This window comes from Streptomyces sp. NPDC050743, assembly GCF_044456925.1.
GTDB lineage: Bacteria > Actinomycetota > Actinomycetes > Streptomycetales > Streptomycetaceae > Streptomyces.
Genome location: NZ_JBITGJ010000043.1, coordinates 26904 through 49294 on the forward strand (window position 1 = coordinate 26904; position 22391 = coordinate 49294).

27 protein-coding genes are annotated in these 22391 nt (G+C 72.4%); 17 read left to right on the forward strand and 10 right to left on the reverse strand.

The features are described from left to right. The first annotated feature begins 44 nt into the window (after positions 1-44). A complete protein-coding gene (locus ACIBJF_RS31695; protein WP_399178925.1) occupies positions 45-857 on the forward strand; it encodes a CPBP family intramembrane glutamic endopeptidase in 813 nt (270 codons plus the stop codon). 18 nt (positions 858-875) lie between these two features. Here the strand turns inward: ACIBJF_RS31695 and ACIBJF_RS31700 are convergent, their stop codons facing one another. Continuing rightward, complete coding sequence (locus ACIBJF_RS31700) at positions 876-1688, reverse strand: PhzF family phenazine biosynthesis protein (protein ID WP_399178844.1); 813 nt, start codon at positions 1686-1688, stop codon at positions 876-878. A 45-nt stretch (positions 1689-1733) separates the two neighbouring features. After that, a complete protein-coding gene (locus ACIBJF_RS31705; RefSeq protein WP_399178846.1) occupies positions 1734-2171 on the reverse strand; it encodes a hypothetical protein in 438 nt (145 codons plus the stop codon). A gap of 92 nt (positions 2172-2263) precedes the next feature. Between ACIBJF_RS31705 and ACIBJF_RS31710 the strand changes: the two genes are divergently transcribed. Together ACIBJF_RS31710 and ACIBJF_RS31715 are read left to right on the forward strand one after the other, a co-directional pair. Then, on the forward strand, positions 2264-2629 hold the full coding sequence (locus tag ACIBJF_RS31710; RefSeq protein ID WP_399178847.1) for a MerR family transcriptional regulator: 366 nt from the start codon (positions 2264-2266) through the stop codon (positions 2627-2629). Positions 2630-2996: 367 nt separating this feature from the next. Next, positions 2997-3623, forward strand: a complete 627-nt coding sequence (locus tag ACIBJF_RS31715; RefSeq protein ID WP_399178849.1) for a PadR family transcriptional regulator — start codon at positions 2997-2999, stop codon at positions 3621-3623. A 102-nt stretch (positions 3624-3725) separates the two neighbouring features. Here ACIBJF_RS31715 and ACIBJF_RS31720 read toward each other — a convergent pair whose 3' ends face one another. Next, entirely contained in the window at positions 3726-4154 is a 429-nt protein-coding gene (locus ACIBJF_RS31720) for an SRPBCC family protein (protein WP_351807994.1), read from the reverse strand. Between the two features lie 268 nt (positions 4155-4422). Between ACIBJF_RS31720 and ACIBJF_RS31725 the strand changes: the two genes are divergently transcribed. The 3 genes from ACIBJF_RS31725 to ACIBJF_RS31735 all read left to right on the forward strand — a co-directional run bounded on the left by ACIBJF_RS31725 (position 4423) and on the right by ACIBJF_RS31735 (position 7220). After that, positions 4423-5001, forward strand: coding sequence for a Clp protease N-terminal domain-containing protein (locus ACIBJF_RS31725; protein ID WP_399178851.1), 579 nt, complete (start codon positions 4423-4425; stop codon positions 4999-5001). 70 nt (positions 5002-5071) lie between these two features. Beyond that, positions 5072-6076: an EamA family transporter gene (locus tag ACIBJF_RS31730; protein WP_399178853.1), complete on the forward strand. Its 1005-nt coding sequence runs from the start codon at positions 5072-5074 to the stop codon at positions 6074-6076. Positions 6077-6269: 193 nt separating this feature from the next. Further along, positions 6270-7220 carry a DMT family transporter gene (locus tag ACIBJF_RS31735; RefSeq protein ID WP_399178854.1) on the forward strand — a complete coding sequence of 317 codons (951 nt, stop codon included), beginning with the start codon at positions 6270-6272 and terminating at the stop codon, positions 7218-7220. 15 nt (positions 7221-7235) lie between these two features. Here ACIBJF_RS31735 and ACIBJF_RS31740 read toward each other — a convergent pair whose 3' ends face one another. Continuing rightward, positions 7236-7916: a pyridoxamine 5'-phosphate oxidase family protein gene (locus ACIBJF_RS31740; protein WP_399178856.1), complete on the reverse strand. Its 681-nt coding sequence runs from the start codon at positions 7914-7916 to the stop codon at positions 7236-7238. Between the two features lie 75 nt (positions 7917-7991). Between ACIBJF_RS31740 and ACIBJF_RS31745 the strand changes: the two genes are divergently transcribed. After that, positions 7992-9323 (forward strand): aminotransferase class I/II-fold pyridoxal phosphate-dependent enzyme, encoded by a 1332-nt coding sequence (locus ACIBJF_RS31745; protein ID WP_399178858.1) that lies wholly within the window; start codon positions 7992-7994, stop codon positions 9321-9323. An 84-nt stretch (positions 9324-9407) separates the two neighbouring features. Here the strand turns inward: ACIBJF_RS31745 and ACIBJF_RS31750 are convergent, their stop codons facing one another. Further along, complete coding sequence (locus ACIBJF_RS31750; RefSeq protein WP_399178860.1) at positions 9408-10340, reverse strand: DMT family transporter; 933 nt, start codon at positions 10338-10340, stop codon at positions 9408-9410. A 74-nt stretch (positions 10341-10414) separates the two neighbouring features. Between ACIBJF_RS31750 and ACIBJF_RS31755 the strand changes: the two genes are divergently transcribed. Beyond that, positions 10415-11317, forward strand: coding sequence for a LysR family transcriptional regulator (locus ACIBJF_RS31755; RefSeq protein ID WP_399178862.1), 903 nt, complete (start codon positions 10415-10417; stop codon positions 11315-11317). Positions 11318-11327: 10 nt separating this feature from the next. On the opposite strand, the gene ACIBJF_RS31760 is transcribed toward ACIBJF_RS31755, so the two are convergent. After that, positions 11328-11798, reverse strand: coding sequence for a pyridoxamine 5'-phosphate oxidase family protein (locus ACIBJF_RS31760; protein WP_399178864.1), 471 nt, complete (start codon positions 11796-11798; stop codon positions 11328-11330). 158 nt (positions 11799-11956) lie between these two features. Between ACIBJF_RS31760 and ACIBJF_RS31765 the strand changes: the two genes are divergently transcribed. Beyond that, positions 11957-12601: a cysteine hydrolase gene (locus ACIBJF_RS31765; protein WP_399178865.1), complete on the forward strand. Its 645-nt coding sequence runs from the start codon at positions 11957-11959 to the stop codon at positions 12599-12601. Positions 12602-12607: 6 nt separating this feature from the next. Here the strand turns inward: ACIBJF_RS31765 and ACIBJF_RS31770 are convergent, their stop codons facing one another. Further along, complete coding sequence (locus ACIBJF_RS31770; protein ID WP_399178867.1) at positions 12608-13105, reverse strand: Rieske (2Fe-2S) protein; 498 nt, start codon at positions 13103-13105, stop codon at positions 12608-12610. 160 nt (positions 13106-13265) lie between these two features. On the opposite strand from ACIBJF_RS31770, the gene ACIBJF_RS31775 reads away from it, so the two are divergent. From ACIBJF_RS31775 to ACIBJF_RS31805, 7 genes are all read left to right on the forward strand, one after another. Continuing rightward, positions 13266-14030, forward strand: coding sequence for a HipA family kinase (locus tag ACIBJF_RS31775; protein ID WP_399178868.1), 765 nt, complete (start codon positions 13266-13268; stop codon positions 14028-14030). Further along, positions 14027-14476: a DUF3037 domain-containing protein gene (locus ACIBJF_RS31780; protein ID WP_399178869.1), complete on the forward strand. Its 450-nt coding sequence runs from the start codon at positions 14027-14029 to the stop codon at positions 14474-14476. Before ACIBJF_RS31775 ends, ACIBJF_RS31780 begins: the two co-directional genes overlap by 4 nt. 149 nt (positions 14477-14625) lie before the next feature. Beyond that, positions 14626-15387, forward strand: a complete 762-nt coding sequence (gene fabG, locus ACIBJF_RS31785; RefSeq protein ID WP_399178871.1) for a 3-oxoacyl-ACP reductase FabG — start codon at positions 14626-14628, stop codon at positions 15385-15387. A gap of 13 nt (positions 15388-15400) precedes the next feature. After that, the gene (locus ACIBJF_RS31790) at positions 15401-16168 is read left to right on the forward strand and encodes an SDR family oxidoreductase (RefSeq protein ID WP_399178873.1); all 768 of its coding nucleotides are present in this window, start codon (positions 15401-15403) and stop codon (positions 16166-16168) included. 186 nt (positions 16169-16354) lie between these two features. After that, the gene (locus tag ACIBJF_RS31795) at positions 16355-17932 is read left to right on the forward strand and encodes an ABC transporter substrate-binding protein (protein WP_399178874.1); all 1578 of its coding nucleotides are present in this window, start codon (positions 16355-16357) and stop codon (positions 17930-17932) included. 106 nt (positions 17933-18038) lie between these two features. Further along, positions 18039-18722: a uracil-DNA glycosylase gene (locus ACIBJF_RS31800; protein ID WP_399178876.1), complete on the forward strand. Its 684-nt coding sequence runs from the start codon at positions 18039-18041 to the stop codon at positions 18720-18722. Between the two features lie 197 nt (positions 18723-18919). Further along, entirely contained in the window at positions 18920-19369 is a 450-nt protein-coding gene (locus ACIBJF_RS31805; RefSeq protein WP_351807978.1) for a hypothetical protein, read from the forward strand. Positions 19370-19406: 37 nt separating this feature from the next. On the opposite strand, the gene ACIBJF_RS31810 is transcribed toward ACIBJF_RS31805, so the two are convergent. From ACIBJF_RS31810 to ACIBJF_RS31820, 3 genes are all read right to left on the reverse strand, one after another. Further along, the gene (locus ACIBJF_RS31810; RefSeq protein ID WP_399178879.1) at positions 19407-19676 is read right to left on the reverse strand and encodes a hypothetical protein; all 270 of its coding nucleotides are present in this window, start codon (positions 19674-19676) and stop codon (positions 19407-19409) included. A 308-nt stretch (positions 19677-19984) separates the two neighbouring features. Continuing rightward, positions 19985-20497, reverse strand: coding sequence for a DinB family protein (locus tag ACIBJF_RS31815; RefSeq protein WP_399178881.1), 513 nt, complete (start codon positions 20495-20497; stop codon positions 19985-19987). Between the two features lie 43 nt (positions 20498-20540). Then, complete coding sequence (locus ACIBJF_RS31820) at positions 20541-21131, reverse strand: TetR/AcrR family transcriptional regulator (protein WP_399178882.1); 591 nt, start codon at positions 21129-21131, stop codon at positions 20541-20543. An 80-nt stretch (positions 21132-21211) separates the two neighbouring features. Between ACIBJF_RS31820 and ACIBJF_RS31825 the strand changes: the two genes are divergently transcribed. Further along, positions 21212-22381 (forward strand): FAD-dependent monooxygenase, encoded by a 1170-nt coding sequence (locus ACIBJF_RS31825; protein ID WP_399178884.1) that lies wholly within the window; start codon positions 21212-21214, stop codon positions 22379-22381. Positions 22382-22391 lie beyond the last annotated feature (10 nt).

Consider the following 22391-nt stretch of genomic DNA (forward strand, 5'->3'; position numbering starts at 1 on the left):
GCGATCCTTGCCAGGCAGAGGTGGGCCAGGGGCCCATGAGCCGGATGGAGGCAGGGGTGCAGGTGGAGGCTGACTCGGTGGCCGATTCCGGGACGCGGCGGCGCGACCCGCGGCGCATCCTGCGGGACGAGACGCTGCTCGTCCTGGCGCTGTCGCTGGGAGCGAGCGGGGTCTCCGCGCTGATCAGCTTCATCGGCGCGGTCACCAAGCCGGGCGGCCTGAAGGACCAGGCGGCCACCCTCAACGCCTCGGCCGCGCCCGGCCGCCCCTGGCTCGACCTGGCCTGGCAGCTGTTCGGCATCGCCAGCGCGCTGGTCCCCGTCGCCCTGGTCGCCCACCTGCTCATGCGCGAGGGCGGGAGCCTGCGGACGGTGGGCTTCGACCGCACCCGGCCCTGGCCCGACCTGGGCCGGGGGGCCGGCGTCGCGGCCGTGATCGGCAGCACCGGGATCGCCTTCTACCTGGCCGCCCGCGGCCTCGGCTTCAACCTCACGGTCGTGCCCGAGGCGCTGCCGGACGTGTGGTGGAAGTTCCCGGTGCTGATCCTGTCCGCCCTGCAGAACGCGATCCTCGAAGAAGTGATCGTCGTCGGCTATCTGCTGCGCAGGCTGGGCCAGTTGGGCTGGACCCCGGGGACCGCGCTGGTGGCCAGCGCCGTCCTGCGCGGCTCCTACCACCTCTACCAGGGCGTCGGCGGCTTCATCGGCAACATGGTCATGGGCGTGGTGTTCGTGTGGCTGTACCGCCGCTGGGGGCGGGTGGGTCCACTGGTCGTCGCCCACTCCCTGCTCGACATCGGCGCGTTCGTCGGCTACGCCCTGCTCGCGGGCAAGGTGGGCTGGCTGCCGACGGCCTGAGTGCCGGGGGCCGCCCCCTCAGGCGCGCAGTTCGCCCTCGATGACCGTGACCGCGCGGCCGGTGAGCAGGGTGCGCTCGCCGCGCAGGCCGGTGCGGACCAGGCCGGTACGGCGGGAGGCCTGCAGCCCGGTGAGGTCGTCGCGGCCCAGGCGCGCGGACCAGTGCGGGGCGAGCGCGGTGTGGGCGCTGCCGGTGACCGGGTCCTCGTCGATGCCGACGTTCGGGAAGAAGCAGCGGGAGACGAAGTCGTAGCCGCGGGACGGGTCGTCGGCGCGGGCGGTGGCGATGATGCCCCGCGAGGAGTAGGCGCCGAGGGACTTGTGGTCGGGCGCGAGGCCGAGAACCGTCTTCTCGTCGGCCAGCTCCAGCAGCAGGTCGCCGACGTTCGGACCGGTGTCGAAGGCGGCGACCGGTTCCGCGCCGAGGGCCTCGGCGACCCCGGCCGGGATCTCGGCGGGGGTGAGCGGGGCCGTCGGGAAGTCGAGCGTGATCGAGCCGTCCTCAGCGGGCGTGGCGATGAGCACGCCGCTGCGGGTGGTGAACCGCACCGGGCCCTCGTGGGCACCGGTGGTGTGCAGGACGTGGGCGGTGGCGAGCGTGGCGTGCCCGCACATGGCGACCTCGGCGACGGGCGTGAACCAGCGCAGCGCCCAGTCCGCCGCACCGTCCTCGGGCAGCCGGTGGGCGAACGCCGTCTCGGCGTGGTTGACCTCCATGGCGACGTTCTGGAGCCAGTCGTCGTCCGGGAAGACGTCGTCCAGGAGCAGGACTCCGGCCGGGTTGCCGGCGAAGGGGCGGTCGGTGAAGGCGTCCACGATTCGAATGCGCATGACGTCGACGCTAGCGGCTGCGCCGGACGCCCGCCCAAGGCCAATTCACGAACCCTGGCATGTTCCGCGCCCGGTGGCGGTGGGCAGCCCCGCCGCCCAGGGGGCGAGTTGGGCGAGTCCGAACGAGACCTCCAGCACCAGGAACGGCCACAGCACCCCGGGCCCACCGTGCGCCAGCGCATACGCCTGCCACAGGGAGAAGAGGGCGCGGGCGGTGCCGTCGAGCAGGCCGTGCAGGGGCAGGGGCCGTGCCACGCGCAGCAGGGACCAGACCACGACGACCGAGCCCATCAGGTTGGCGTACAGCGTCTGCATGGGGGTGAGCGCCGGCATGGTGCCGAGGCCGGCCGCGTCGCCCGCGGCCGACAGCAGACGGTGCAGCAGCGCGTAGGTCCACGGCGTGGCGAAACCGGCCGTGACGATCAGGTCGTACCAGCCGCTTATGCAGACAAGGCGCAGATAGGCGGGGGCCGCAGGGGTCATCGGGGGCTCCTCGGGAGGGCTCGCTCGGACGCCGCCCACGCTAAACAGCGGAGTACGCTCCAAGGTCAAGTCGACCTGGCGGCGGGGGAGTCATGCGTATCGGAGAACTGGCCGCGCGCACCGGGCTGTCGAAGGACACCCTGCGCTTCTACGAGCGCATCGGCCTGCTCGACGGCGACCGTCTGCCCAACGGTTACCGCGACTTCCCGCCGGAGACCGTGATCTGGCTGCGCTACGTCCGCACCGCCCAGGCGCTCGGCTTCACCCTGGCCGAGATCGCCCGGCACGGCGAGGAGCTGCGCGACGCCCCGGACAGCGCCGAGGCCCTGTCCGCCCTCTTCGAGGACAAGATCCGGATCATCGACGCGCGCATGGCCGAACTGACCGCCCTCCGCGCGGACCTCACCTCGCGTGTCGGCACCGGCTGCCCGCTGCGGGCGGAGGGCGGGGGCCGCTGACGTTCCGGGATGCCTCATCCCGGTCGGCATCATCAGCCCCGTCCCGTGAACAGGCAGGGCGTCACGCTCTGTCGCTTCGTTCGTTTCCACCGGTCCGAGCTCGCCCTGGGCCGAGGCCGAGGCGGTGGAATGGTCGGCCGTGCGTCGGCCCTTCGGGCGCGGAAGCCACCTGGTGGTCCATCGCCGTGACCCCCGCCCGGCCCTCGGCCGCTGCCGGGCCGGAAGCGTTCGACACCTACCTCGCCACGCAGGTCGACCGGCGCCGCGAAGAGGCTTGTCACACGATCGGTTCCGATATATCGTTGAAGCATCGCGAACAATACGCGACGCAGACGTGACAGATCATCGATGGAATGGAGTGATCGCGATGCGTACCCACGGATTCGAGCATGGGCATCGGCACGAGGGTCAGGCCCCGCGGGGCATGGGTGGATTCGACCGGCGGCGGGCCGCCTTCGGGCCCTTCGGCCCGGGTGGTCCGGGGTTCGGCCCCGGCGGCCCCGGTTTCGGAGCAGGCCCCTGGGGACCCGGGGGGCGCGGTGGCCCCAGGGGGCGGGCGCGGCGCGGTGACGTGCGGGCCTCGATCCTGGCCCTGCTCAAGGACCGCCCCATGCACGGCTACGAGATGATCCAGGAGATCGCCGAACGCAGTGGCGGCGCGTGGAAGCCGAGCCCCGGCTCGGTCTACCCCACCCTCCAACTGCTGGAGGACGAGGGCCTGATCGCCAGCGAGAGCGAGGGCGGCAAGAAGCTGTTCGCGCTCACCGAGGCCGGGCGTGCCGCCGCCGACGAGGGCCCGGACGCCCCCTGGGAGGAGGCCTCGCGCGGGGTCGACTGGGAGGCCCTCAGTGAGATCCGCCAGGCCGGCTTCGGGCTGATGGAGGCCTTCAGCCAGGTCTGGAAGACCGGCAGCAAGGAACAGCGCGAGAAGGCGCTGGCCGTCATCAACGACGCCCGCAAGAAGCTGTACCTGATCCTCGCCGACGAGCACTGAGGCTCGTACGACGGACCGGGCGCCCCGTGCGACACCGCGCGGGGCGCCTTCGCGTGCCGGGCCCGCCGGGGCTCGGGGGATCGCGCCTGGGCCGCTCGGGGCTCAGGCGACGAGGCCGGCCAGCTTGCGCAGCGACTCGTTCAGCGCGGCCGTCGCCGAGTCCTTCAGCTTGCCCGCCATCAGCGACACCGCCGCGCCGGTGAACTCGCCGTCGATCCGGACGGACGTGGCGTCGCCGTCGGGCGTGAGGGTGTAGCGGGTGGCGACCGTCACCGCCATCGGGCCCTTGCCGCGGATGGCGAACACCCGTGCCGGCTCCAGTTCCTCGATGGTCCAGTCGACCTCGGCCGGGAAGCCCATCAGCTTCATGTTCTCCTGGAAGGTCCCGCCCACGGCCAGGGTCTCAGGGCCCCCCTCGGGGAAGCTGGTGTGGGTGGCGTTCCACTCCCCGTACGACGGCCAGTCGGTGAGCTGGGCCCACACCTTCTCGGCCGGTGCCTGGATGCGTGCCTCCGCGCTGACTTCGGCCATGCGACCACCCCTTCGGATCGGGCGTAGCGGGCTAAGGTGTCGCGGAACGTAGCCGCAGCGGCGTGAACATTCAATACTGATGAACCGTCAGAAATTCTGCGGTTGCGTACGCGGCGCACGGCAAGGCGGCGCGCGCCCCTGGGGCCGGATCGGCCGAATCTCCTCCGTAAGGATGAGATCTCGAACACCCGGGTCCACTCTGTGTGGGACGCGAAGATGGTTCCCCTCGTGGATGACTCGGCCCGTTGAGGCTGATGGGGTAGGGGTTGTGCAACCCCGTACAGCCCACTGGACCGCCCATGGCGAGGCGGCCGCGCACCCGGACGACGATGCCGTGCTCGGCGCCGAGCTGGCAGCGGTGGTCGCCGGTGCCCGCCGGAGGGCCGTCCGGGACGGGGACCGCCAGACCGACACCGCGCACCTGCTGCACTCCCTCCTGGAGCACGACCCCGAGGTGCGCGCCGCCGTCGGCGGCCCGCAGCAACTCGCCCGGCTGCTCGGCTACCTCGTGCAGCGCAGCATCGGCTACGGGCTGCGCTGGCAGGGCAGCGTCGAGGACTCCGGCGCGCTCGCCGTCGTCCCCGCCGCGGCCGTGCCCGGCGCACGCGAACCCAGGGACACCGCCGGCTGGTCGCCCGCGGCCGCCGCCGCCCTCGCCGCGGCCCGCGAGCGGGCCCGGCTGCGCGGCGAGCCCCGCGTCACCGGCCTCGACCTCCTCGCCGCGCTCACCGCGGACCCGGCTTCCCGCGCCGTCGAGGTCCTCGGACGCGCCGGCATCCGCGAGTTGAACACCCCGGTCGAACCCGGCGCGGACGAGTACGCCGCCGACTCGGGCCCGGCTCACTGACACCGCCGGACGTCCAGAGCCTGAGACAGGTGTCAACAGGGATGACGCTCATGTCGCCGCCTGTCATCATGTGCCGGTGCATATGTCAGAGAGCAGTCAGGACAGCCGCGGCAAGGGCGTCGGGCTGGGGCTCGCGCTCGCCTCGGCGCTGGCCTTCGGTGGGTCGGGAGTGGCGGCCAAGCCGCTGATCGAGGCGGGACTCGACCCGCTCCACGTGGTCTGGCTGCGGGTGGCCGGCGCCGCCGTCGTCATGCTGCCCGTCGCCGTACGGCACCGCGCGCTGCTGCGCCGCCGCCCCGCGCTGCTCGCCGGGTTCGGACTGCTCGCCGTCGCTGGCGTCCAGGCCTGCTACTTCGCCGCGCTCTCCCGCATCCCGGTCGGTGTGGCGCTGCTCATCGAGTACCTCGCTCCCGCGCTGGTGCTCGGCTGGGTCCGGTTCGTGCAGCGGCGGCCCGTGACGCGCGCCGCCGCGCTGGGTGTGGTCCTCGCGGCCGGCGGTCTCGCCTGCGTGGTGGAGGTCTGGTCGGGGCTGAGCTTCGACGCGCTGGGCCTGCTGCTCGCGCTCGGCGCCGCCTGCTGCCAGGTCGGCTACTTCGTCCTGGCCGACCACGGCGGCGACGCGGGCGACGAGGCACCCGACCCGCTCGGCGTCATCGCCTACGGCCTGCTCGTCGGCGCCCTCGTGCTGACGGTCGTGGCCCGCCCCTGGGGCATGCGCTGGTCGGTGCTGTCCGGCTCCGCCGACATGAACGGCACCGCCGTACCCGCCCTCGCGCTGCTGGGCTGGATCGTGCTGATCGCCACCGTCGTCGCGTACGTCACCGGTGTGCTGTCCGTGCGCCGACTGTCGCCGCAGGTCGCCGGGGTCGTGGCCTGCCTGGAGGCGGTCATCGCGACCGTGCTGGCCTGGGTGCTGCTCGGCGAGCATCTGTCGGCGCCCCAGGTGGCCGGTGGCGCGGTCGTCCTGGTCGGCGCGTTCATCGCCCAGTCCTCGGCCCCCGCGAAGGGCTCCGCCGAGCCGGTGGCCGCGGGCGGGGCCGAAAGGGAGTTGTCGGCCCGCGGTACGGCTGCCTAAGGTGCTGATCATGTCGTTGAACGCACTCGTTCTTTCACCCCCGGCCGCCTGAGGCGGGCCTCCGGGACATCGGCCCCGCGCGGGTGCGCGCCGGGCCGGACGGTGCTGCCCGCAGACGAAGTCCGTGCGCCCCGCTGAGGCGGGCCGCCCCGAACTTCCGCATCTCGTGGTGCGCTTCTGCGGAGAGAATTCCTTGACGACGTCGAACGCCGCTTCCGGCCTGCCCGTGGGGCGTGGCCTGCTCTATCTGATCATCACCGGTGCCGCCTGGGGCACCGTCGGCGCCGCCGCCTCCCTGGTCCAGCGGACCAGTGACATGGGCGCATTCGGACTGTCCTTCTGGCGCTGCGCGCTGGGTCTGGTCCTGCTGCTCGCCGGACGCGGACTGCGCCCGTGGCCCCGGCCGGCCGGGGCCGAGCCCCTGGTCCGCAGGGCCGGCCGGGTCCTCGCCACCGGTCTGGGCCTGGCGGTGTTCCAGACCGCCTACTTCGCCGCCGTGGAGTCGACCGGCCTGGCCGTGGCCACCGTCGTCACTCTCGGCGCGGGCCCCGTCCTCATCGCGCTCGGCGCCCGGCTGCTGTTCGGGGAACGGCTCGGCGCCGGCGGGGCGCCGGCCGTCGCCGGGGCGCTCGCCGGGCTGGCCGTGCTCACCTTGGGCGGCTCGGCCGCGACCGTGCGGCCGGCGGGAGTGCTCCTGGCGCTCGTCTCGGCCGCGGGGTACGGCGCCATGACGCTGCTGACCCGCTGGTGGGGGAGGGCCGGGGCCACCGACGCCTCCGGCACCACCGTGGGGGCCTTCGCGGTGACCGGCCTGTGCCTGCTGCCGTTCGCCCTGCACGAGGGACTGCTCCCGCACACCGCCCACCCGGCGCGGCTGCTGTGGCTCATGCTCTACATCGCCGCGGTGCCGACAGCCCTCGCGTACGCCCTGTACTTCGCCGGGGCGGCCGTCGTACGGTCCGCCACCGTGTCCGTGATCATGCTGCTGGAGCCGGTGACCGCGGCGGTGCTCGCCGTCGTCCTGCTCGGCGAGCGGCTCACGGCGGCCACCGCGGCCGGCATCCTGCTCCTGCTCGGGGCGGTCGCGGTCCTCGCGGTGGGCGAGGCCCGCGGGGTCGGCGGCCGGGAGGACGTCCCGGTGTAGGCCCTGTCCGGGGGCCTACAGGGCCTTCAGGTAGTCCGGGAGCTCGACGCCCGGTGCCAGGTCGGCGCTGGGAACCGGCGCGCCGTACCCCCTGTGCACCGGGACGACGCCGGCCCAGTGCGGCAGGCCGAGGTCCTCCGGCTCGTCGTTGGCGCCGCCGGTGCGGACCTTGGCCGAGACCTCGTCCAGGTCCAGCCGGATCACCGCGGTGGCGGCCAGCTCCTTCTTGTTCGCGGGCCGGGAGTCGGCGGCGCGGCCCGGCACGACGTGGTCCACCAGCGCGTCCAGGGCCACCCGCCGCTCCTCGGGGTCGGTGACCTGGCGTGCGACGCCGTGCACCACCACGGAGCGGTAGTTGATGGAGTGGTGGAACGCGGACCGGGCCAGCACAAGGCCGTCCACGTGGGTGACCGTCAGGCACACCGGCAGGCCCGGGTCGGTCTCGCCGGTCATCCGCAGCGGGCGGGAACCGGTGGATCCGTGCACGTACAGCCGCTCGCCGACCCGGCCGTACAGGGTCGGCAGCACCACCGGGGCACCGTCGCGGACGAAGCCGAGGTGGCAGACGTACCCCTCGTCGAGTATCGCGTGCACCAGTTGCCTGTCGTACGACGCCCGGTCCGCGGAGCGCGTGGGCACGGTGCGGTCGGTCGGGGTGTAGGCGGCGGCCCGGGCTTCCTCGGTCGTCCCCTGCATGACTGTTCCTCCATGGCGAGCAACGGCGATCTGGCGATCTTGCCATTTATATTGCACTAGTGCATAATGTGCTTTGTGCTAGGAGAGTATCCCATCCAAGGGCGCGGCGCAGCCGAGATCGCGGCCAGCGTCGAGCGCGCCGTCGGCGCCGGTGAGCTGCGGGCGGGGCAACCCCTGCCTCCCATGCGGGAGTTGGCGACCCGGCTCGGGGTGAACCCCAACACCGTGGCGGCCGCCTATCGCACCCTGCGCGAGCGCGGGGTGATCGAGACGGCCGGCCGGCGCGGCAGCCGGGTCCGGCCCAAGCCGGCCACCACCGGGCGCGAGGAACTGCGGGTGGAGGTCCCCGCCGGGGGCCGCGACTTGGCGGCCGGCAACCCCGATCCCGCCCTGCTGCCCCGGCTCGCCCCGGCCCTCGCCGCGGCGGCGGGGGAGGGCGACCGGCGGCCCGTCCTCTACGGCGACGACCCGGTCGACCCGGACCTGCTTCGCATGGCCCGCGCCGAACTCGACGCCGACGGCGTCCCGGACGGCCCGCTGACCGTGACGTCCGGGTCCCTCGACGCCATCGAACGCGTCCTCGCAGCGCACCTCCGGCCGGGCGACGCGGTCGCCGTCGAGGACCCCGGCTGGGGCAGTGTCCTCGACCTGGTCCCGGCGCTGGGCCTGCGCACGGTCCCGGTCGGCATCGACGACGACGGACCCCGCCCCGAAGACCTGCGCCGGGCCCTGGAGTCCGGAGCCCGCGCGCTGATCGTCACCGACCGCGCGCAGAACCCGACCGGCGCCTCGGTGACCGCCCCACGCGCGCGTGCCCTGCGCGCGGTGCTGCGCGAGCACCCGGGGACCCTGCTGATCGAGGACGACCACGGGCACGGCATCGTCGACCTCCCGCTGCACCCCCTCGCGGGCGTCACCCACCACTGGGCTGTCGTCCGCTCCGCCTCCAAGGCCTACGGCCCCGACCTGCGGGTGGCCGTCGTCGCCGGTGACCCGGTCACCGTCGACCGGGTACGCGGCCGCCAGCGCCTCGGGCCGGGCTGGGTGAGCCTGCTGCTGCAGCGGGCCGTGGCCCGGCTGTGGGCGGAGGGCGCGGTGGACCGGGCGGCGGTGGCGAAGGCGTACGGCGCCCGGCGCGACGCCCTGGTGGAAGCGCTGGTGGAACGCGGAGTGGCCGCCCACGGCCGCAGCGGCATGAACGTGTGGGTACCGGTCCCCGACGAGACCGGCGCGGTGGCCCGCCTGTTGCAGGCGGGCTGGGCGGTGGCACCCGGGGCCCGCTTCCGCGTGGCCTCCGCGCCGGGCATCCGCATCACCGTCTCGACCCTCACCGAGGAGGACATCGGCCTCCTGGCGGACGCGGTGGCGGCAGCGGTACGGCCGTCACCGGCCCGCGTCTATGGATGACGGCGAGTGAGAAAGGGGCGCGGGAACCGCGCGAGCGACCGCATGCGGCACGCACTCGCGCACGAAACCGCAAGCCCCTCCGCCTCAGGCGCTCTTCCGCCGCACCTGAGTAAGCGCGGCCCCCGCAAGAACGACGACCGCACCCACCGGCGTCGTCCACCGCAGCGACTCCCCGAGAATCGCGACACCGGCCGCCGTGGCGATCACGGGAATGAAGTACGTGACCATCTGCGCCGTGGTCGGCCCGACCTCGGCGACCAGTCCGTACTGAATGAGTACCGCCAGCCCGGTCCCCAGCGCCCCCAGCGCGGCGATCGCCAGCATCGGCACCAGCGAGACGTGCGTGGGGAACCCGGCGAACAGCGGTGTGATGACGGCCAGTTGAAGCGTCGCCAGCATCAGCTGCGCGCCCGTCATCGACAGATGGGAGTTGCCCGTCCCCGCGAGGGTGCGCCGGACGTAGATCCAGCCGACCGGGTAGCTCAGCGACGCCAGCAGGGCCATCGCCGTACCCGTGGCGTCCAGGCCGTGGAAGCCCTGCCACGCGCCCAGGACCGTCAGCACCCCGAGGAAGCCGAGACCGAGGCCGGCCACGCGGACCCGGGTCGGCCGGTCCTCGGAGAGGGCGACCAGGGACAGGGCCATGCCCCACAGGGGCGAGGTCGCGTTGCAGATACCGGCCAGCGTGGACGGGATCGTCAGCTCGGAGTAGGCGAAGAGGGAGAACGGCAGGGCGTTCAGGAAGAACGCGGCGACCGCCATGTGCCCCCACAGCCGGGCCCCGCGCGGCAGCTTCTCCCGCTTCACCGCCATCGCCGCCGCCAGCACCGCCGTACCGAACACCAGACGCCCGAGGGTCACCTGGAAGGGCGCGTAGCCCTCCGTGCCCACCTTGATCAACAGGAAGCTGAAGCCCCAGATCAGGGACAGCGCGCCGAAGCGGAGCCGCCAGTCGAGGCGGGTGCGGGGGCGGGCGGGGGCGGAGGACTGGGTTCGGGGTGACGTGGCCGTACTCATGACCTCAAGGATGCTGGAGGCAACCTCGTAGCACAATCGACATTTCACACCTGATACCTCGTAGAATTGCTTACATGTTGAACCTGGAGCGCCTGCGCACCCTGGACGCCCTCGCCCGGCACGGCTCGGTGAGCGCCGCCGCGGACGCGCTGCACGTGACCACGTCCGCCGTCTCCCAGCAGCTGGGCAAGCTGGAGCGCGAGATCGGTCAGCAGCTGCTCGCCAAGAACGGCCGGGGGGTGCGGCTCACCGACGCCGGCCGGCTGCTGTCGGAACACGCGGCACGCATCCTGTCGCAGGTCAAACTCGCCGAGTCCGACCTGGAGGCGCATCGCGGGCAGGTGGTCGGCGAGCTGAGGCTGTCCGCGTTCCCGACCGCCGCTCGCGGGCTCTTCCCCGTCGCGCTCGGCGCGCTGCGGGCCCGGCATCCCGGGCTGCGTGTGCGCTCCAGCGAACTGGAGCCGGAGCAGGGCGTCGCGGCCGTCATCCGGGGCGATCTCGATCTCGCGGTGGTCCTCGACTGGTACAACAAGCCGATGCCCGTGCCCGACGGCCTCGTCAAGGCACCGCTCCTGGACGACCCGGCCGATGTCGCCATGCCCGTCGGGCACCGACTCGCCGACCGGGACGAGGTGGACCTCACCGAGTTCGCCGAGGACGAGTGGATCACCTGGGGCGAGGGCGAGTTCTGCCACGAGTGGCTGATGTTCACGCTGCGGTCCAAGGGCGTCGAGCCGATCGTCGGCCACCGTGCCGGCGAGACCCACACCCAGCTCGGCCTGGTCGCCGCCGGACTGGGCGTGTGCATCGCGCCGCTGCTGGGCCGGCACCCGGTCCCGGAGGGCGTGGTCCTCGTGCCGCTCAAGCAGCGGGTGCGCCGGCACGTGTACGTGATCTGGCGAGCGGACGCCGACCGCCGCCCCTCGATCCGGGCGGCGGTGGAGTCCCTGCGCGCGGCGGCGCGGAAGGTCGGCTGAGCGCCGGAGCCTATGCCCCGCCCAGCTTGCGGAAGTCCCAGGAGACGATCTTCTCCGGGGTCAGCCGGGCCCAGGCGTGGCGGCCGTCGTGCGGCATCTCGTCCAGGCCGAAGTTCTTCCGCGCGAACAGCGTCTCGGGCGTGTCGAGTTCGGCGCACAGCTCCCCGGTGCGCGGCGCCTCGCCCACGAACTCCACCCGGCCGGACAGTTCGACGCCGCGCAACTGGTCGTACTCCTCGCCCGAGTCGACCACGACGGCCACCCGCGGATCGCGGCGCAGCTGCGCCCAACGCCTGCTGCGCACCACCGAGTACAGCCATAGCGAGGTGCCGTCCCAGGCGAACCACAGCGCGCTGACATGCGGAGTGCCGTCCGCCGAGACGGTCGCGACCCGGCAGGTGCGCTGACTGGTGAGGAACTCGTCCAGCTCGCCGGGCGTCATCATGATCTTCCGGCCCCGGCGCTGCTGAGTGACGGTCATGCGGCCCCCTCTTCTCCCACGTCGTGCCAGAGAACTATTGTGTACTGATCCTCTGACACTACGTCAGAAAAGAGAACGGGTCTGCTCAAGTGGCCGGCTTCGCCGGGCCGGCTTCACCGGGTCGGCTGCGATGGATCTGCTTCAAGGGGGCGCGCGCCATGCCGTCGTACGAACAGCTCAGCGAACTCCTCGACCCCGCAAGCACCGTCCTGCTCACCGTGGAGTGCCAGCAGGGGGTCGTCGGCACGGACAGCGCCCTGCCGGAACTCGCCCGTGCGGCCCGCTCCTCAGGTGTGCTGCGCAATGTGGCCCGGCTGGTCGCCGCCGCACACGAGACCGGAGTCCAGGTCGTGCACGCGATCGCCGAGCGCCGCCCGGACGGCCGGGGCGCGAGCCGCAACGCCCGGCTGTTCCGAGCCGCCGAGCGGCTTCCCGTGCAGCAGCTGAGCGGCAGCACGGCCGTGCGGGTGGCGGCCCCGATCGAGGTCGCCGAGGAGGATGTCGTCGTACGCCGGCTGCACGGCCTGTCCCCGATCCACGGCACCGACGTCGACGCGCTGCTGCGCAACCTCGGCTGCCGCACGCTGATCGTCACCGGTGTCTCGGCCAACGTGGCGATACCCAACGCGGTGTTCGACGCGGTCAACCTGGGCTACACCGCCGTCGTCCCGGCCGACGCCATCGCGGGGGTGCCCGCCGACTACACGCCCGCGATGATCCGGCACACCCTCGCGCTGGTCGCCACGATCGCGACCACCGACGAGGTGCTCGGCTGTCTCGGACGGCCGCGCGGACGGGGCTGAGACGGCTCAGGCCAGCTTGATGTCCTCGCCGGAGACGGTGATCTTCGCCGCGGGCAGGGGCTGCGTGGCGGGGCCCTGCTTCACACTGCCGTCCTCGGCGGAGAAGTGGCTGTTGTGGCACGGGCAGACGATCACGCCGTTCGCCACACTGCCGACCGCGCATCCCTGATGGGTGCACTTGGACGAGAACGCCTTGAACGTGCCCGCCGCCGGCTGTGTGACCACCACGCCCTGGTCCTTGAAGACCTTCCCGCCGCCCTCGGGGATGTCGGAGGTCTTGGCGAGCGCGGTGCCCCCGGCGGAGCCGCCGCTGTTCTGCGACGCTCCCGTGGAGCCGGTGGTCCCTGCCGAGCCGGAGGAACCGGATCCGGTGTTGACGGTGTCCGACGAGTTGTCGCCCGAACCGCAGGCGGTCAGCGCGGCGGCGAGCCCCGCCGCTCCGGCGGCCGCCACGACGGTACGGCGGGCCGGTCCGGCATGGGGCTGGGGCGATGCGCTGGTCATGTGGGTTCCCTTCCGCGGAGCTTGTCGTGGTCCGTCCAGGGGTACGGCGCCCGGACGCCGCCCGTTCAGACGGGCAGCCAGATCCTTGCCCTCCGGGCATGAGACGGCCGTAAGCCACAGCTGTGGGTTTGCTGTCGGCCGTCACCAGTAACCTGGGGCGATGCTCAAGGAAGTCACCGCGACCCGCTACGTCACGCCCCTGCGTGAGGGGGGCTCGCTGCCGGGGCTCGTCGAGGCCGACGACTTCGGGACCTACGTCCTGAAGTTCACCGGCGCCGGACAGGGCCGCAAGACACTGGTCGCCGAGGTGGTGTGCGGCGAACTCGCGCGCCGCCTCGGATTCCGGATGCCCCGGCTGGTCACCGTCCGGCTGGACCCGGTCCTCGGCCTCGGCGAGCCCGAACAGCAGGTGCAGGACCTGCTCAGGTCCAGCGGCGGCACCAACCTCGGCATGGACTTCCTCTCCGGCGCCCTCGGCTACGACCCGCTCGCCTTCCCGGTGAGCCCCGAGGAGGCCGGTCGGATCGTCTGGTTCGACGCGCTGGTCAACAACGTGGACCGGTCCTGGCGCAACCCGAATCTCCTGGTGCACCGCGGCGAGCTGTGGCTCATCGACCACGGCGCGACGATGATCTGGCACCACAACTGGACCTCCGCCGAGGCCTCCGCGGCGCGCCCCTACGACGCCTCCGACCACGCCCTCGCCCGCTTCGCCCCGGACGTCGCCGCTGCGGCGGCCGACCTGGCACACCGGGTCACCGAGGACCTGCTCGCCGAGGTCACCGCGGAGATCCCGGACGCCTGGCTCACCGACGAGCCCGGCTTCGACACCCCGGACGACCTGCGCCGGGCCTACGCCGGGCCGCTGTTCGCGCGGGCGGCCGTCATCGCCGAGCGCATCACCGGCATCGAGGGGACCAAGTGAGCGAGACCCACATCCACATGGCCGGCCACGTCACCGAGCGGCACATCACCCGGGCGGGCCAGGGCGGCGACCGGGACGTGTTCGAGTACGCGCTGCTCAAGGTCGTACCGCGCGTGGAGCGCGGCGAGTGCATCAACGCGGGCGTCGTCGTCTACAGCCGTGCGCGGGCCTACGTCGGCGCCCGCACCCACCTGGACGAGGCCCGGCTGCTCGCCCTGGACCCGGAAGCGGACGTGGCCGGGATCCGGGCGGCGCTCGGCGCGGTCGAGCGCCACTGCGCGGGCGGTGCTGAGGCCGGGCAGGCCGCCGAGGACGACGCCGGGCGCCGCTTCCGCTGGCTGATCGCGCCCCGCTCCACGGTCGTCCAGCCGGGTCCCGTGCACACCGGCCTGACCACCGACCCGGCGGCCGAGACGGAGCGGTTGCTCGACCTCTTGGTGAGGTAATGGATCACACGCACCCGGTGTGCCGTTGACACCGGGTGCCAGGGCTTCTAGCGTCACGTGTACTGAAGGTACTAAGCGGTCGCTCACCGCATCAGGGGCTCACTTCCCGGGGCCCCGACAGGTTCTCTCAAGGGCGAGGAGAAGCAGCAATGTCCACCACTGAACAGCGGGTCGCGGTAGTCACCGGCGCGGCGCGCGGCATCGGCGCCGCCACCGCCGTACGACTGGCCGCCGAGGGCCGTGCGGTCGCCGTGATCGACCTCGACGAGGCCGCCTGCAAGGACACCGTCGAGAAGATCACCGCCGCCGGCGGCAAGGCGATCGCGGTCGGCGCCGACGTGTCCGACGAGGCGCAGGTCGAGGCGGCCGTCGCCCGGATCGTCGAGGAGCTGGGCGCCCCGACGATCCTGGTCAACAACGCGGGCGTGCTGCGCGACAACCTGCTGTTCAAGATGAGCGTCTCCGACTGGGACACCGTCATGAACGTGCACCTGCGCGGCTCGTTCCTGATGACCAAGGCCGTGCAGAAGCACATGGTCGACGCGGGCTTCGGCCGGATCGTCAACCTCTCCTCCTCCTCGGCGCTGGGCAACCGCGGCCAGGTCAACTACTCCGCCGCCAAGGCGGGCCTCCAGGGCTTCACCAAGACCCTCGCCATCGAGCTGGGCAAGTTCGGCATCACCGCCAACGCCGTCGCGCCGGGCTTCATCGCCACCGAGATGACCAAGGCCACCGCCGACCGGGTCGGCATGGGCTTCGACGACTTCAAGAAGGCCGCCGCCACCCAGATCCCGGTGCAGCGCGTCGGCGAGCCCGAGGACATCGCCAACGCCATCGCCTTCTTCACCGGCGAGGCCGCCGGCTTCGTCTCCGGCCAGGTGCTGTACGTCGCCGGCGGACCGCTCAACTAAGGGATACGGGTACATGACTTCCGCTGAACTCCCCGAGCTCTCGGGCAAGGTCGCCCTGGTCACGGGCGCCAGCCGCGGCATCGGCTACGGCGTCGCCGAGGCGCTCGTCGCCCGTGGCGACCGCGTGTGCATCACTGGCCGCAACGAGGACGCGCTGAAGGAGGCCGTCGAGAAGCTCGGCGCGGACCGGGTCATCGGCGTCGCCGGCAAGGCGCACGACCTGGACCACCAGACCGAGGCCGTCGAGCGCACCATGGAGGCCTTCGGGCGCCTCGACTTCCTGGTCAACAACGCGGGCACCAACCCGGTCTTCGGCCCGATCGCCGACCTCGACCTGAGTGTCGCCCGCAAGGTCTTCGAGACCAACGTGATCTCGGCGCTCGGCTTCGCCCAGAAGTCCTGGCACGCCTGGCAGAAGGACAACGGCGGCGCGATCGTCAACATCGCCTCGATCGCGGGCCTCGCGCCCTCGCCGTTCATCGGCGCCTACGGCGTCAGCAAGGCCGCGATGATCAACCTGACCCAGCAGCTGGCGCACGAGTTCGCGCCGAGGGTGCGGGTCAACGCGATCGCCCCGGCCGTGGTCAAGACCAAGTTCGCGCAGGCGCTGTACGAGAACCGCGAGGAGGAGGCGGCCGCCGCCTACCCCCTCGGCCGGCTCGGCGTGCCCTCCGACATCGGCGGGGCCGCCGCCTTCCTCACCTCCGAGCAGTCCGACTGGATCACCGGTCAGACGCTCGTCGTGGACGGCGGCATCTTCCTGAACGCCGGCGTCGGCTGAGCCATCTTCCGGGCGCCGATTTTCGGACGGATCGGCGCCCGGAAGCCCCCTTGAATCCGCACTTCGGACTGACAACGTCGTCATCGCGAAATCGATCAAGAAGGCCTGTTTCCGGGGAGGTTCAGGGGCGCGAACGCTGCGGTATGGTCTGCCGACCCTTGGTATGGCAGATCGAGGAGCGTGCGCGTGTTCAACCGGAACCGATTCCTGCGGAGAGTCGCGGCGATCGCGTCCATATCCCTGGTGGCCGGCTGCAGTCTGCTGTCCGACGGCGACGGCGACAGCAAGGGCCCCATCGTCGTCGGTACCACCAGTGCCCCCAGCACGCTGGACCCCGCAGGCGCCTGGGACGGCTCCTGGGAGCTGTACCGGAACATCTTCCAGACGCTGCTGGCCTTCCCCAGCGGTGCCGCCGCCCCCCAGCCCGACGCCGCCGAGAACTGCTCCTTCACCGACTCGTCCAGCCGCACCTTCCGCTGCACGCTGCGCGCGGGCATGAAGTTCGCCGACGGCGACCCGCTGGACGCCCGGGCCGTCAAGCACTCCATCGACCGCATCCGCACGATCAACGCCCCCGGTGGACCCTCCGGTCTGCTCGGCAGCCTGGACCGGGTGCAGGCGCTCGGCGACCGCGAGGTCGTCTTCCACCTCAACCAGTCCGACGCCACCTTCCCGTTCGTGCTGGCCACGCCGGCCATGTCGATCGTCGACCCGGACGACTACCCCGCGCGCTCCCTGCGCAAGGACAGCAATGTCTACGGCTCCGGGCCGTACAAGGTCCAGTCCTACGAGGAGGGCAAGGAGGCCGTCCTCGTCGCCAACGGCAACTACCAGGGCTTCGCCAAGCGGCAGAACGACGCGGTGACCATCCGCTACTTCCAGGACTCGGCCCAGATGGTCAAGGCGCTGCGGGACAAGCAGATCGACGTCACCTACCGCGGCCTCGCCGCCGACGACATCCTCACCCTTCAGCAGCACGGCAACAGCAACCTGCAGCTGGTCGACGGCGCCGGTATCGACATCAGCTACCTGGTGTTCAACCCCAAGGACTCCTGGGCCAAGCAGCCGGCCGTCCGCAAGGCCGTCGCCCAGATCGTCGACCGCGGCGCCATCGCGCACAAGGTCTACAAGGACACGGTCGACCCGCTGTACTCGATGGTCCCCAGGGGCCTGACCGGACACACCACCGGCTTCTTCGACGACTACGGCGACCCGAGCGTCCCCAAGGCCCGCAAGATCCTCTCCGACGCGGGCATCCACCAGCGCGTCCCGCTCACCCTCTGGTACACCACCGACCGCTACGGCTCCGAGACGGCGCTGATGTTCCAGGAGCTCAAGCGGCAGCTGGAGGCCTCCGGGCTGTTCACGATCACGCTCAAGAGCCGCCCCTGGAAGACCTACGTGGTCGGCTACCAGAAGGGCGAGTACCCGGTGTTCGGGCGCGGCTGGTTCCCGGACTTCCCCGACGCCGACAACTTCATCGCCCCCTTCGTCGGCGAGCACAACGCGCTCGGCACGCCCTACCCGTCCAAGGAGATCACCGACAAACTGCTGCCCCACTCGCGCGCCGAGAGCGACCGCGCCCAGACGGTCAAGGACATGGAGGAGGCCCAGCAGGTCTTCGTCAACGACTCGCGGCTGATCCCGCTCTGGCAGGGCCGGCAGTTCATCGCCGCCAGCGAGGAGATCTCCGGCGGCGAGCAGGCCCTCGACCCGTCGACGATCATGATGATGTGGGCACTGCACCGCAAGACCAGCTGGTGAGCGTCGGTGAACCGGCCTTGGCGTGCCGGTTGTCAGTGGTCGCCTGTAGGTTCTGAATCCTGCAAGTGACCGCACGACGTAGTCGATCGACCATGAGGACGTTGACGTGACCGACATCGCCATGCTGCCCGAGTCCTGGCGCGGGGTTCTGGGCGACGAGCTGCAGCAGCCCTACTTCAAGCAGCTGACCGAGTTCGTCGAGGAGGAGCGGGCGAGGGGTCCCGTCTACCCGCCGCGCGAGGAGGTCTTCGCCGCGCTGGACGCGACGCCGTACGAGCAGGTCAAGGTCCTCGTCCTGGGCCAGGACCCGTACCACGGCGAGGGCCAGGGCCACGGCCTGTGCTTCTCGGTCCGCCCCGGCGTGAAGACCCCGCCCTCCCTGCGGAACATCTACAAGGAGATGCAGGAGGAGCTGGGCCTGCCGATCCCGGACAACGGCTATCTGATGCCGTGGGCCCAGCAGGGCGTGCTGCTGCTCAACGCGGTCCTCACGGTCCGTGCCGGCGAGGCCAACTCGCACAAGGGCAAGGGCTGGGAGAAGTTCACCGACGCGGTGATCCGCGCGGTGGCCTCCCGCCCGGACCCGGCGGTCTTCGTCCTGTGGGGCAACTACGCGCAGAAGAAACTGCCGCTGATCGACGAGGAGCGGCACGTGGTGGTCAAGGGCGCGCATCCCTCGCCGCTGTCCGCGAAGAAGTTCTTCGGCTCCCGCCCGTTCACCCGGATCAACGAGGCGATCGCCGCGCAGGGGCATGAGCCGATCGACTGGCGGATCCCGAACCTGGGCTGATGTCGCAGGGCCGGGAGGGCGCCCCAAAGGGGCGCGGGGCTTTGTCGATATGCGGCTCCGCCGCGTGGGCGCGACCAGCCACGACGGTCCCGCGGTTGCCCACCGGCCGAAGGTGCCACGGCGCCGCCTGACCGAGAATCCTCGCGGCGCCGTTTAGCGTCAGCACCAAACAACGGTCGAAAGCCCGGAGGGCAACCGTGGCGGAGCAACAGGAGCAGGCGGCACCCGATGCCCTGCTGACGCGGATCGGGCAGGTCGTGATGCTGCACCACGGAGGCGACCGCGAGGAGGCCCGCAGCCGCTTCCTGAACCTGTGGGCGGAGATCGGCGAGGACGGCGACCCGCTGCACCGCTGCACCCTGGCCCACTACCTCGCGGACACCCAGGACGACCCGGAGGACGAACTCGCCTGGGACCTCAGGGCGTTGTCCGCGGCGGAGGAGCGGGGCGCTCCGCCGAGTGCGCTGGGGCTGATTCCCTCGCTCCATCTCAATCTCGCCGCCGACTATGTGAAGCTGGGCCGGGACGAGGCCGCCCGCGGCCATTTGCGCCGGGCGCGCGATGCCGCCGCCGCTCTGGCCGACGACGGGTACGGCGACGGGGTGTGGGCGGCGATCGGGCGGCTGGAGCTGCGGCTGGGTGACTAGCGGGCACCGGGGCGCGCCGCGTCCCTTCGGGGCGCCTTCAGTGGCCATAGGTCCGCTCGCAGATCTCCGCCGCCGGGCTGTCTGCCCGCCAGCCGCCGTACCGCCTGCCCAGGGCGCACACGTTCGGGGCCTTGGGAACCGCGTTCGGCAGGTCGGGGACGGGGCTCTGCGGCCGCCGGGGGCGCTCGCGAGGACGCGGGGGAGCGGGCGGAGCGGCCGGGGGACGGCGCACGACCGGGGTAGCCTCCACCGTGTGCTGCGGCGTGGCCGGTGTGGCGTGCTTCGGACGCCGCGACGGACCCGTCATCTCCAGTGCCTCCTGGGCCGGCGCCTGTACAGCCCGGGGCTTTGCGCTGCCGTCCGGCCGGGGTGCCGTCGGGAGGGAGGGGGCCGTGTCCCTCGGCGGCGCGGGTGGCGCGGGACGCTGTACCGTCACACAGCCGGAGAGGGCCGAGACGGCCACGGTGACCAGGAGCGCTGCGGTGGTCGTCGTTCGATGCACCCGGGCAACTCTGCTGGTCCGCGCCCGGGTTGGCACCAGGGAGCCGAGGTCGATGCCCCCGCACGGGTGATCTCGTGCCCCGTACGGAGGGTTTCGGCGTGCCGGGGCTGACGTCAGTCGCCGGTGGCGCCGTCGATCCGCTCGCGGATCAGGTCGGCGTGGCCGTTGTGCCGGGCGTACTCCTCGATCATGTGGGTGTAGATCCAGCGCAGGTTGAACGGCTCGTCGCTGAACCTGCTCTTTCCCTGGGACAGATCGTCGAGCTCGAAGCCGGCCGCGTTCCGCCGGGCGATCCCGATCTCCGCCTGCCAGGCCGCGTACGCCTCCTGCCAGGTGTCGGCCTCGGTGAGATGGAAGTCGCCGTCCGGGTCCTCCTCCGTGCAGTAGACCGGGCCGGGGTCGTCGCCCACCAGGACCTTGCGGAACCAGCCCCGTTCCACCTCCGCCATGTGCCGTACCAGGCCCATGAGGGACAGCTCGGAGGGCGGCACGGACGCGGTCCGCAGCTGCTCGTCGGTCAGGCCCTCGCACTTCCAGGCCAGCGTCCGGCGGTGGTAGTCCAGCCAGCCCTCCAGCATGGCGCGTTCACCGGCGTTCAGGGCGGGCTCTCGGCGTTCGGTCGTCATGTTCGTATCCTCATCGAAGAAGAGCTGCACCCACCAGGGGTTTTCACCGGGCCAGCATCCCGGCGAGCAGTTCCCGCAGACCCTTGCGGATCTCCTCCAGGCCCGGTTCCTCCGCGCTGAACGACCCCGCCGCGCAGGAGAACATCAGCCCGTCCGTCCAGGCGACCAGGGACAGCACATGCCGGGCCGGGTCGGGTGAGCCCACGGCGGTGAGCATCGCGGCCAGTTGCTCCTTGAAGACGGCACCGGTCCGGTCGTAGAAGGCGCGCAGCTCGGGGCGGCGGGTGGCCTCAAGGGCGAGTTCGTAGCGGGCGATCAGCAGGTCGCGGCCCCGGGTCAGGGAGCGGTGCACGGCCAGGGCCAGCCCGTCGGCCAGCGCTTCGGGTCCGCCGGCCGGATCCGGCATCTCGGTCAGGTCCAGCACCCGGGCCTCGCGCTCGGCGTGCCGGCGTACCGCCAGTTCCAGCAGTGCCTGCCGGGTGCGCGCCACGTTCGACGTCGAGCCCAGCGGCAGCCCCGCCGCCTCGTCCACGGCCCGGTGCGTCAGCCCGCGCATCCCGCGCTCGGCGAGCAGGGCGAGGGCGGCGTCGGCGACGAGGTCGGCACGGGGGGCGCCGGGGGTGCGTACGGACATGAGGTGACCCTATCTGTCTCACTACAGCTGTAGTAGAGTTGCAGGCACTACAGGCGTAGTCTCGGGACTCGGGAGGAGCCATGGTTCAGTCGGCGCGCGCGATCGTCATCGGCGGCGGCATCGGAGGCCTGGCCGCGGCGGCAGCCCTGCACCGCACGGGCCGGGAGGTGACCGTGCTGGAGCGGGCCCGCTCCCTGGAACCGGTCGGCGCGGCCATCTCGCTCGCCCCGAACGCCCTGCGCGCCCTGGACGTGCTCGGCATCGGCGAGGAGATCCGCGACCTGGCCGCCTGGCAGGGGGACGGCGGGCTGCGTACCCCGAGCGGGCGGTGGCTGTCCCGGTCCAGCGCCGAGGCGACCGCCGCCCGCTTCGGCGGCCCGCTGGTCCTGCTGCCCCGCGCCACCCTGGTCGACCGCCTCGCGGGCCTGCTGCCGCCCGGTGTCGTCCGCACCGCGGCCGCCGCGCGTCTCACCGACCCCGGCGACGGACGGCGGCCCGCCCGGGTGGGCGTCGGCGACGACGAGCTGGAAGCCGAGCTGGTGGTCGGCGCCGACGGCATCGACTCCCGTGTCCGCCACGCCCTGTTCCCGGAGCATCCCGGCCCGCAGTACGCGGGGTTCACCACCTGGCGGGTGCTGATCCCGGTGCCCGGCGTGCGGTTCGACCCGCACGAGACCTGGGGCAGGGGCCGCATCTGGGGCACCCAACCGGTCAAGGACGGCCGGGTCTACGCCTACGCGGCGGCCATGACCCCGGCCGGCGGGCGGGCACCCGACGACGAGAAGGCCGAACTCCTGCGCCTGTTCGGCGACTGGCACGACCCCATTCCCGCCGTGCTCGCCGCCGCCCGCCCCGAGGACGTGCTCCGGCACGACGTCCGCCACATCGCCACGCCCCTGCCCGCCTACCACCTGGGCCGCGTGGCCCTGCTCGGCGACGCCGCCCACGCCATGCCGCCGACCCTCGGCCAGGGCGGCAACCAGGCCATCGAGGACGCCGTCGTGCTCGCGCACCACCGCGACGACCTGGCCGCCTACACCGCCGCCCGGCTCCCGCGCACCACCGCGATCGCCCGCCAGGCCGTCAAGGCCGCCCGCGTGAACATGGCCGGCAACCCCGTCACCACCGCCGTACGCGACACCGTGATCGCGGCCCTGTCCAAGGCCGGACCCGCGCTCCTCCTGCGCGGCTTCGACGACATCGCCGACTGGCGGCCCCCGTATGCTGCCGGAGAGGCAACCAAGCGGTAGGGGAGAGCAC

Excerpts from the sequence above, each read along its gene's own strand:
- ACIBJF_RS31695 (WP_399178925.1), top strand. The coding sequence starts at position 45 with ATGGAGGCAGGGGTGCAGGTGGAGGCTGACTCGGTGGCCGATTCCGGG.
- ACIBJF_RS31700 (WP_399178844.1), bottom strand. The coding sequence starts at position 1,688 with ATGCGCATTCGAATCGTGGACGCCTTCACCGACCGCCCCTTCGCCGGC.
- ACIBJF_RS31705 (WP_399178846.1), bottom strand. The coding sequence starts at position 2,171 with ATGACCCCTGCGGCCCCCGCCTATCTGCGCCTTGTCTGCATAAGCGGC.
- ACIBJF_RS31710 (WP_399178847.1), top strand. The coding sequence starts at position 2,264 with ATGCGTATCGGAGAACTGGCCGCGCGCACCGGGCTGTCGAAGGACACC.
- ACIBJF_RS31715 (WP_399178849.1), top strand. The coding sequence starts at position 2,997 with ATGCGTACCCACGGATTCGAGCATGGGCATCGGCACGAGGGTCAGGCC.
- ACIBJF_RS31720 (WP_351807994.1), bottom strand. The coding sequence starts at position 4,154 with ATGGCCGAAGTCAGCGCGGAGGCACGCATCCAGGCACCGGCCGAGAAG.
- ACIBJF_RS31740 (WP_399178856.1), bottom strand. The coding sequence starts at position 7,916 with ATGCAGGGGACGACCGAGGAAGCCCGGGCCGCCGCCTACACCCCGACC.
- ACIBJF_RS31750 (WP_399178860.1), bottom strand. The coding sequence starts at position 10,340 with ATGAGTACGGCCACGTCACCCCGAACCCAGTCCTCCGCCCCCGCCCGC.
- ACIBJF_RS31755 (WP_399178862.1), top strand. The coding sequence starts at position 10,415 with ATGTTGAACCTGGAGCGCCTGCGCACCCTGGACGCCCTCGCCCGGCAC.
- ACIBJF_RS31760 (WP_399178864.1), bottom strand. The coding sequence starts at position 11,798 with ATGACCGTCACTCAGCAGCGCCGGGGCCGGAAGATCATGATGACGCCC.
- ACIBJF_RS31765 (WP_399178865.1), top strand. The coding sequence starts at position 11,957 with ATGCCGTCGTACGAACAGCTCAGCGAACTCCTCGACCCCGCAAGCACC.
- ACIBJF_RS31770 (WP_399178867.1), bottom strand. The coding sequence starts at position 13,105 with ATGACCAGCGCATCGCCCCAGCCCCATGCCGGACCGGCCCGCCGTACC.
- ACIBJF_RS31775 (WP_399178868.1), top strand. The coding sequence starts at position 13,266 with ATGCTCAAGGAAGTCACCGCGACCCGCTACGTCACGCCCCTGCGTGAG.
- fabG (WP_399178871.1), top strand. The coding sequence starts at position 14,626 with ATGTCCACCACTGAACAGCGGGTCGCGGTAGTCACCGGCGCGGCGCGC.
- ACIBJF_RS31790 (WP_399178873.1), top strand. The coding sequence starts at position 15,401 with ATGACTTCCGCTGAACTCCCCGAGCTCTCGGGCAAGGTCGCCCTGGTC.
- ACIBJF_RS31810 (WP_399178879.1), bottom strand. The coding sequence starts at position 19,676 with ATGACGGGTCCGTCGCGGCGTCCGAAGCACGCCACACCGGCCACGCCG.
- ACIBJF_RS31815 (WP_399178881.1), bottom strand. The coding sequence starts at position 20,497 with ATGACGACCGAACGCCGAGAGCCCGCCCTGAACGCCGGTGAACGCGCC.
- ACIBJF_RS31820 (WP_399178882.1), bottom strand. The coding sequence starts at position 21,131 with ATGTCCGTACGCACCCCCGGCGCCCCCCGTGCCGACCTCGTCGCCGAC.
- ACIBJF_RS31825 (WP_399178884.1), top strand. The coding sequence starts at position 21,212 with ATGGTTCAGTCGGCGCGCGCGATCGTCATCGGCGGCGGCATCGGAGGC.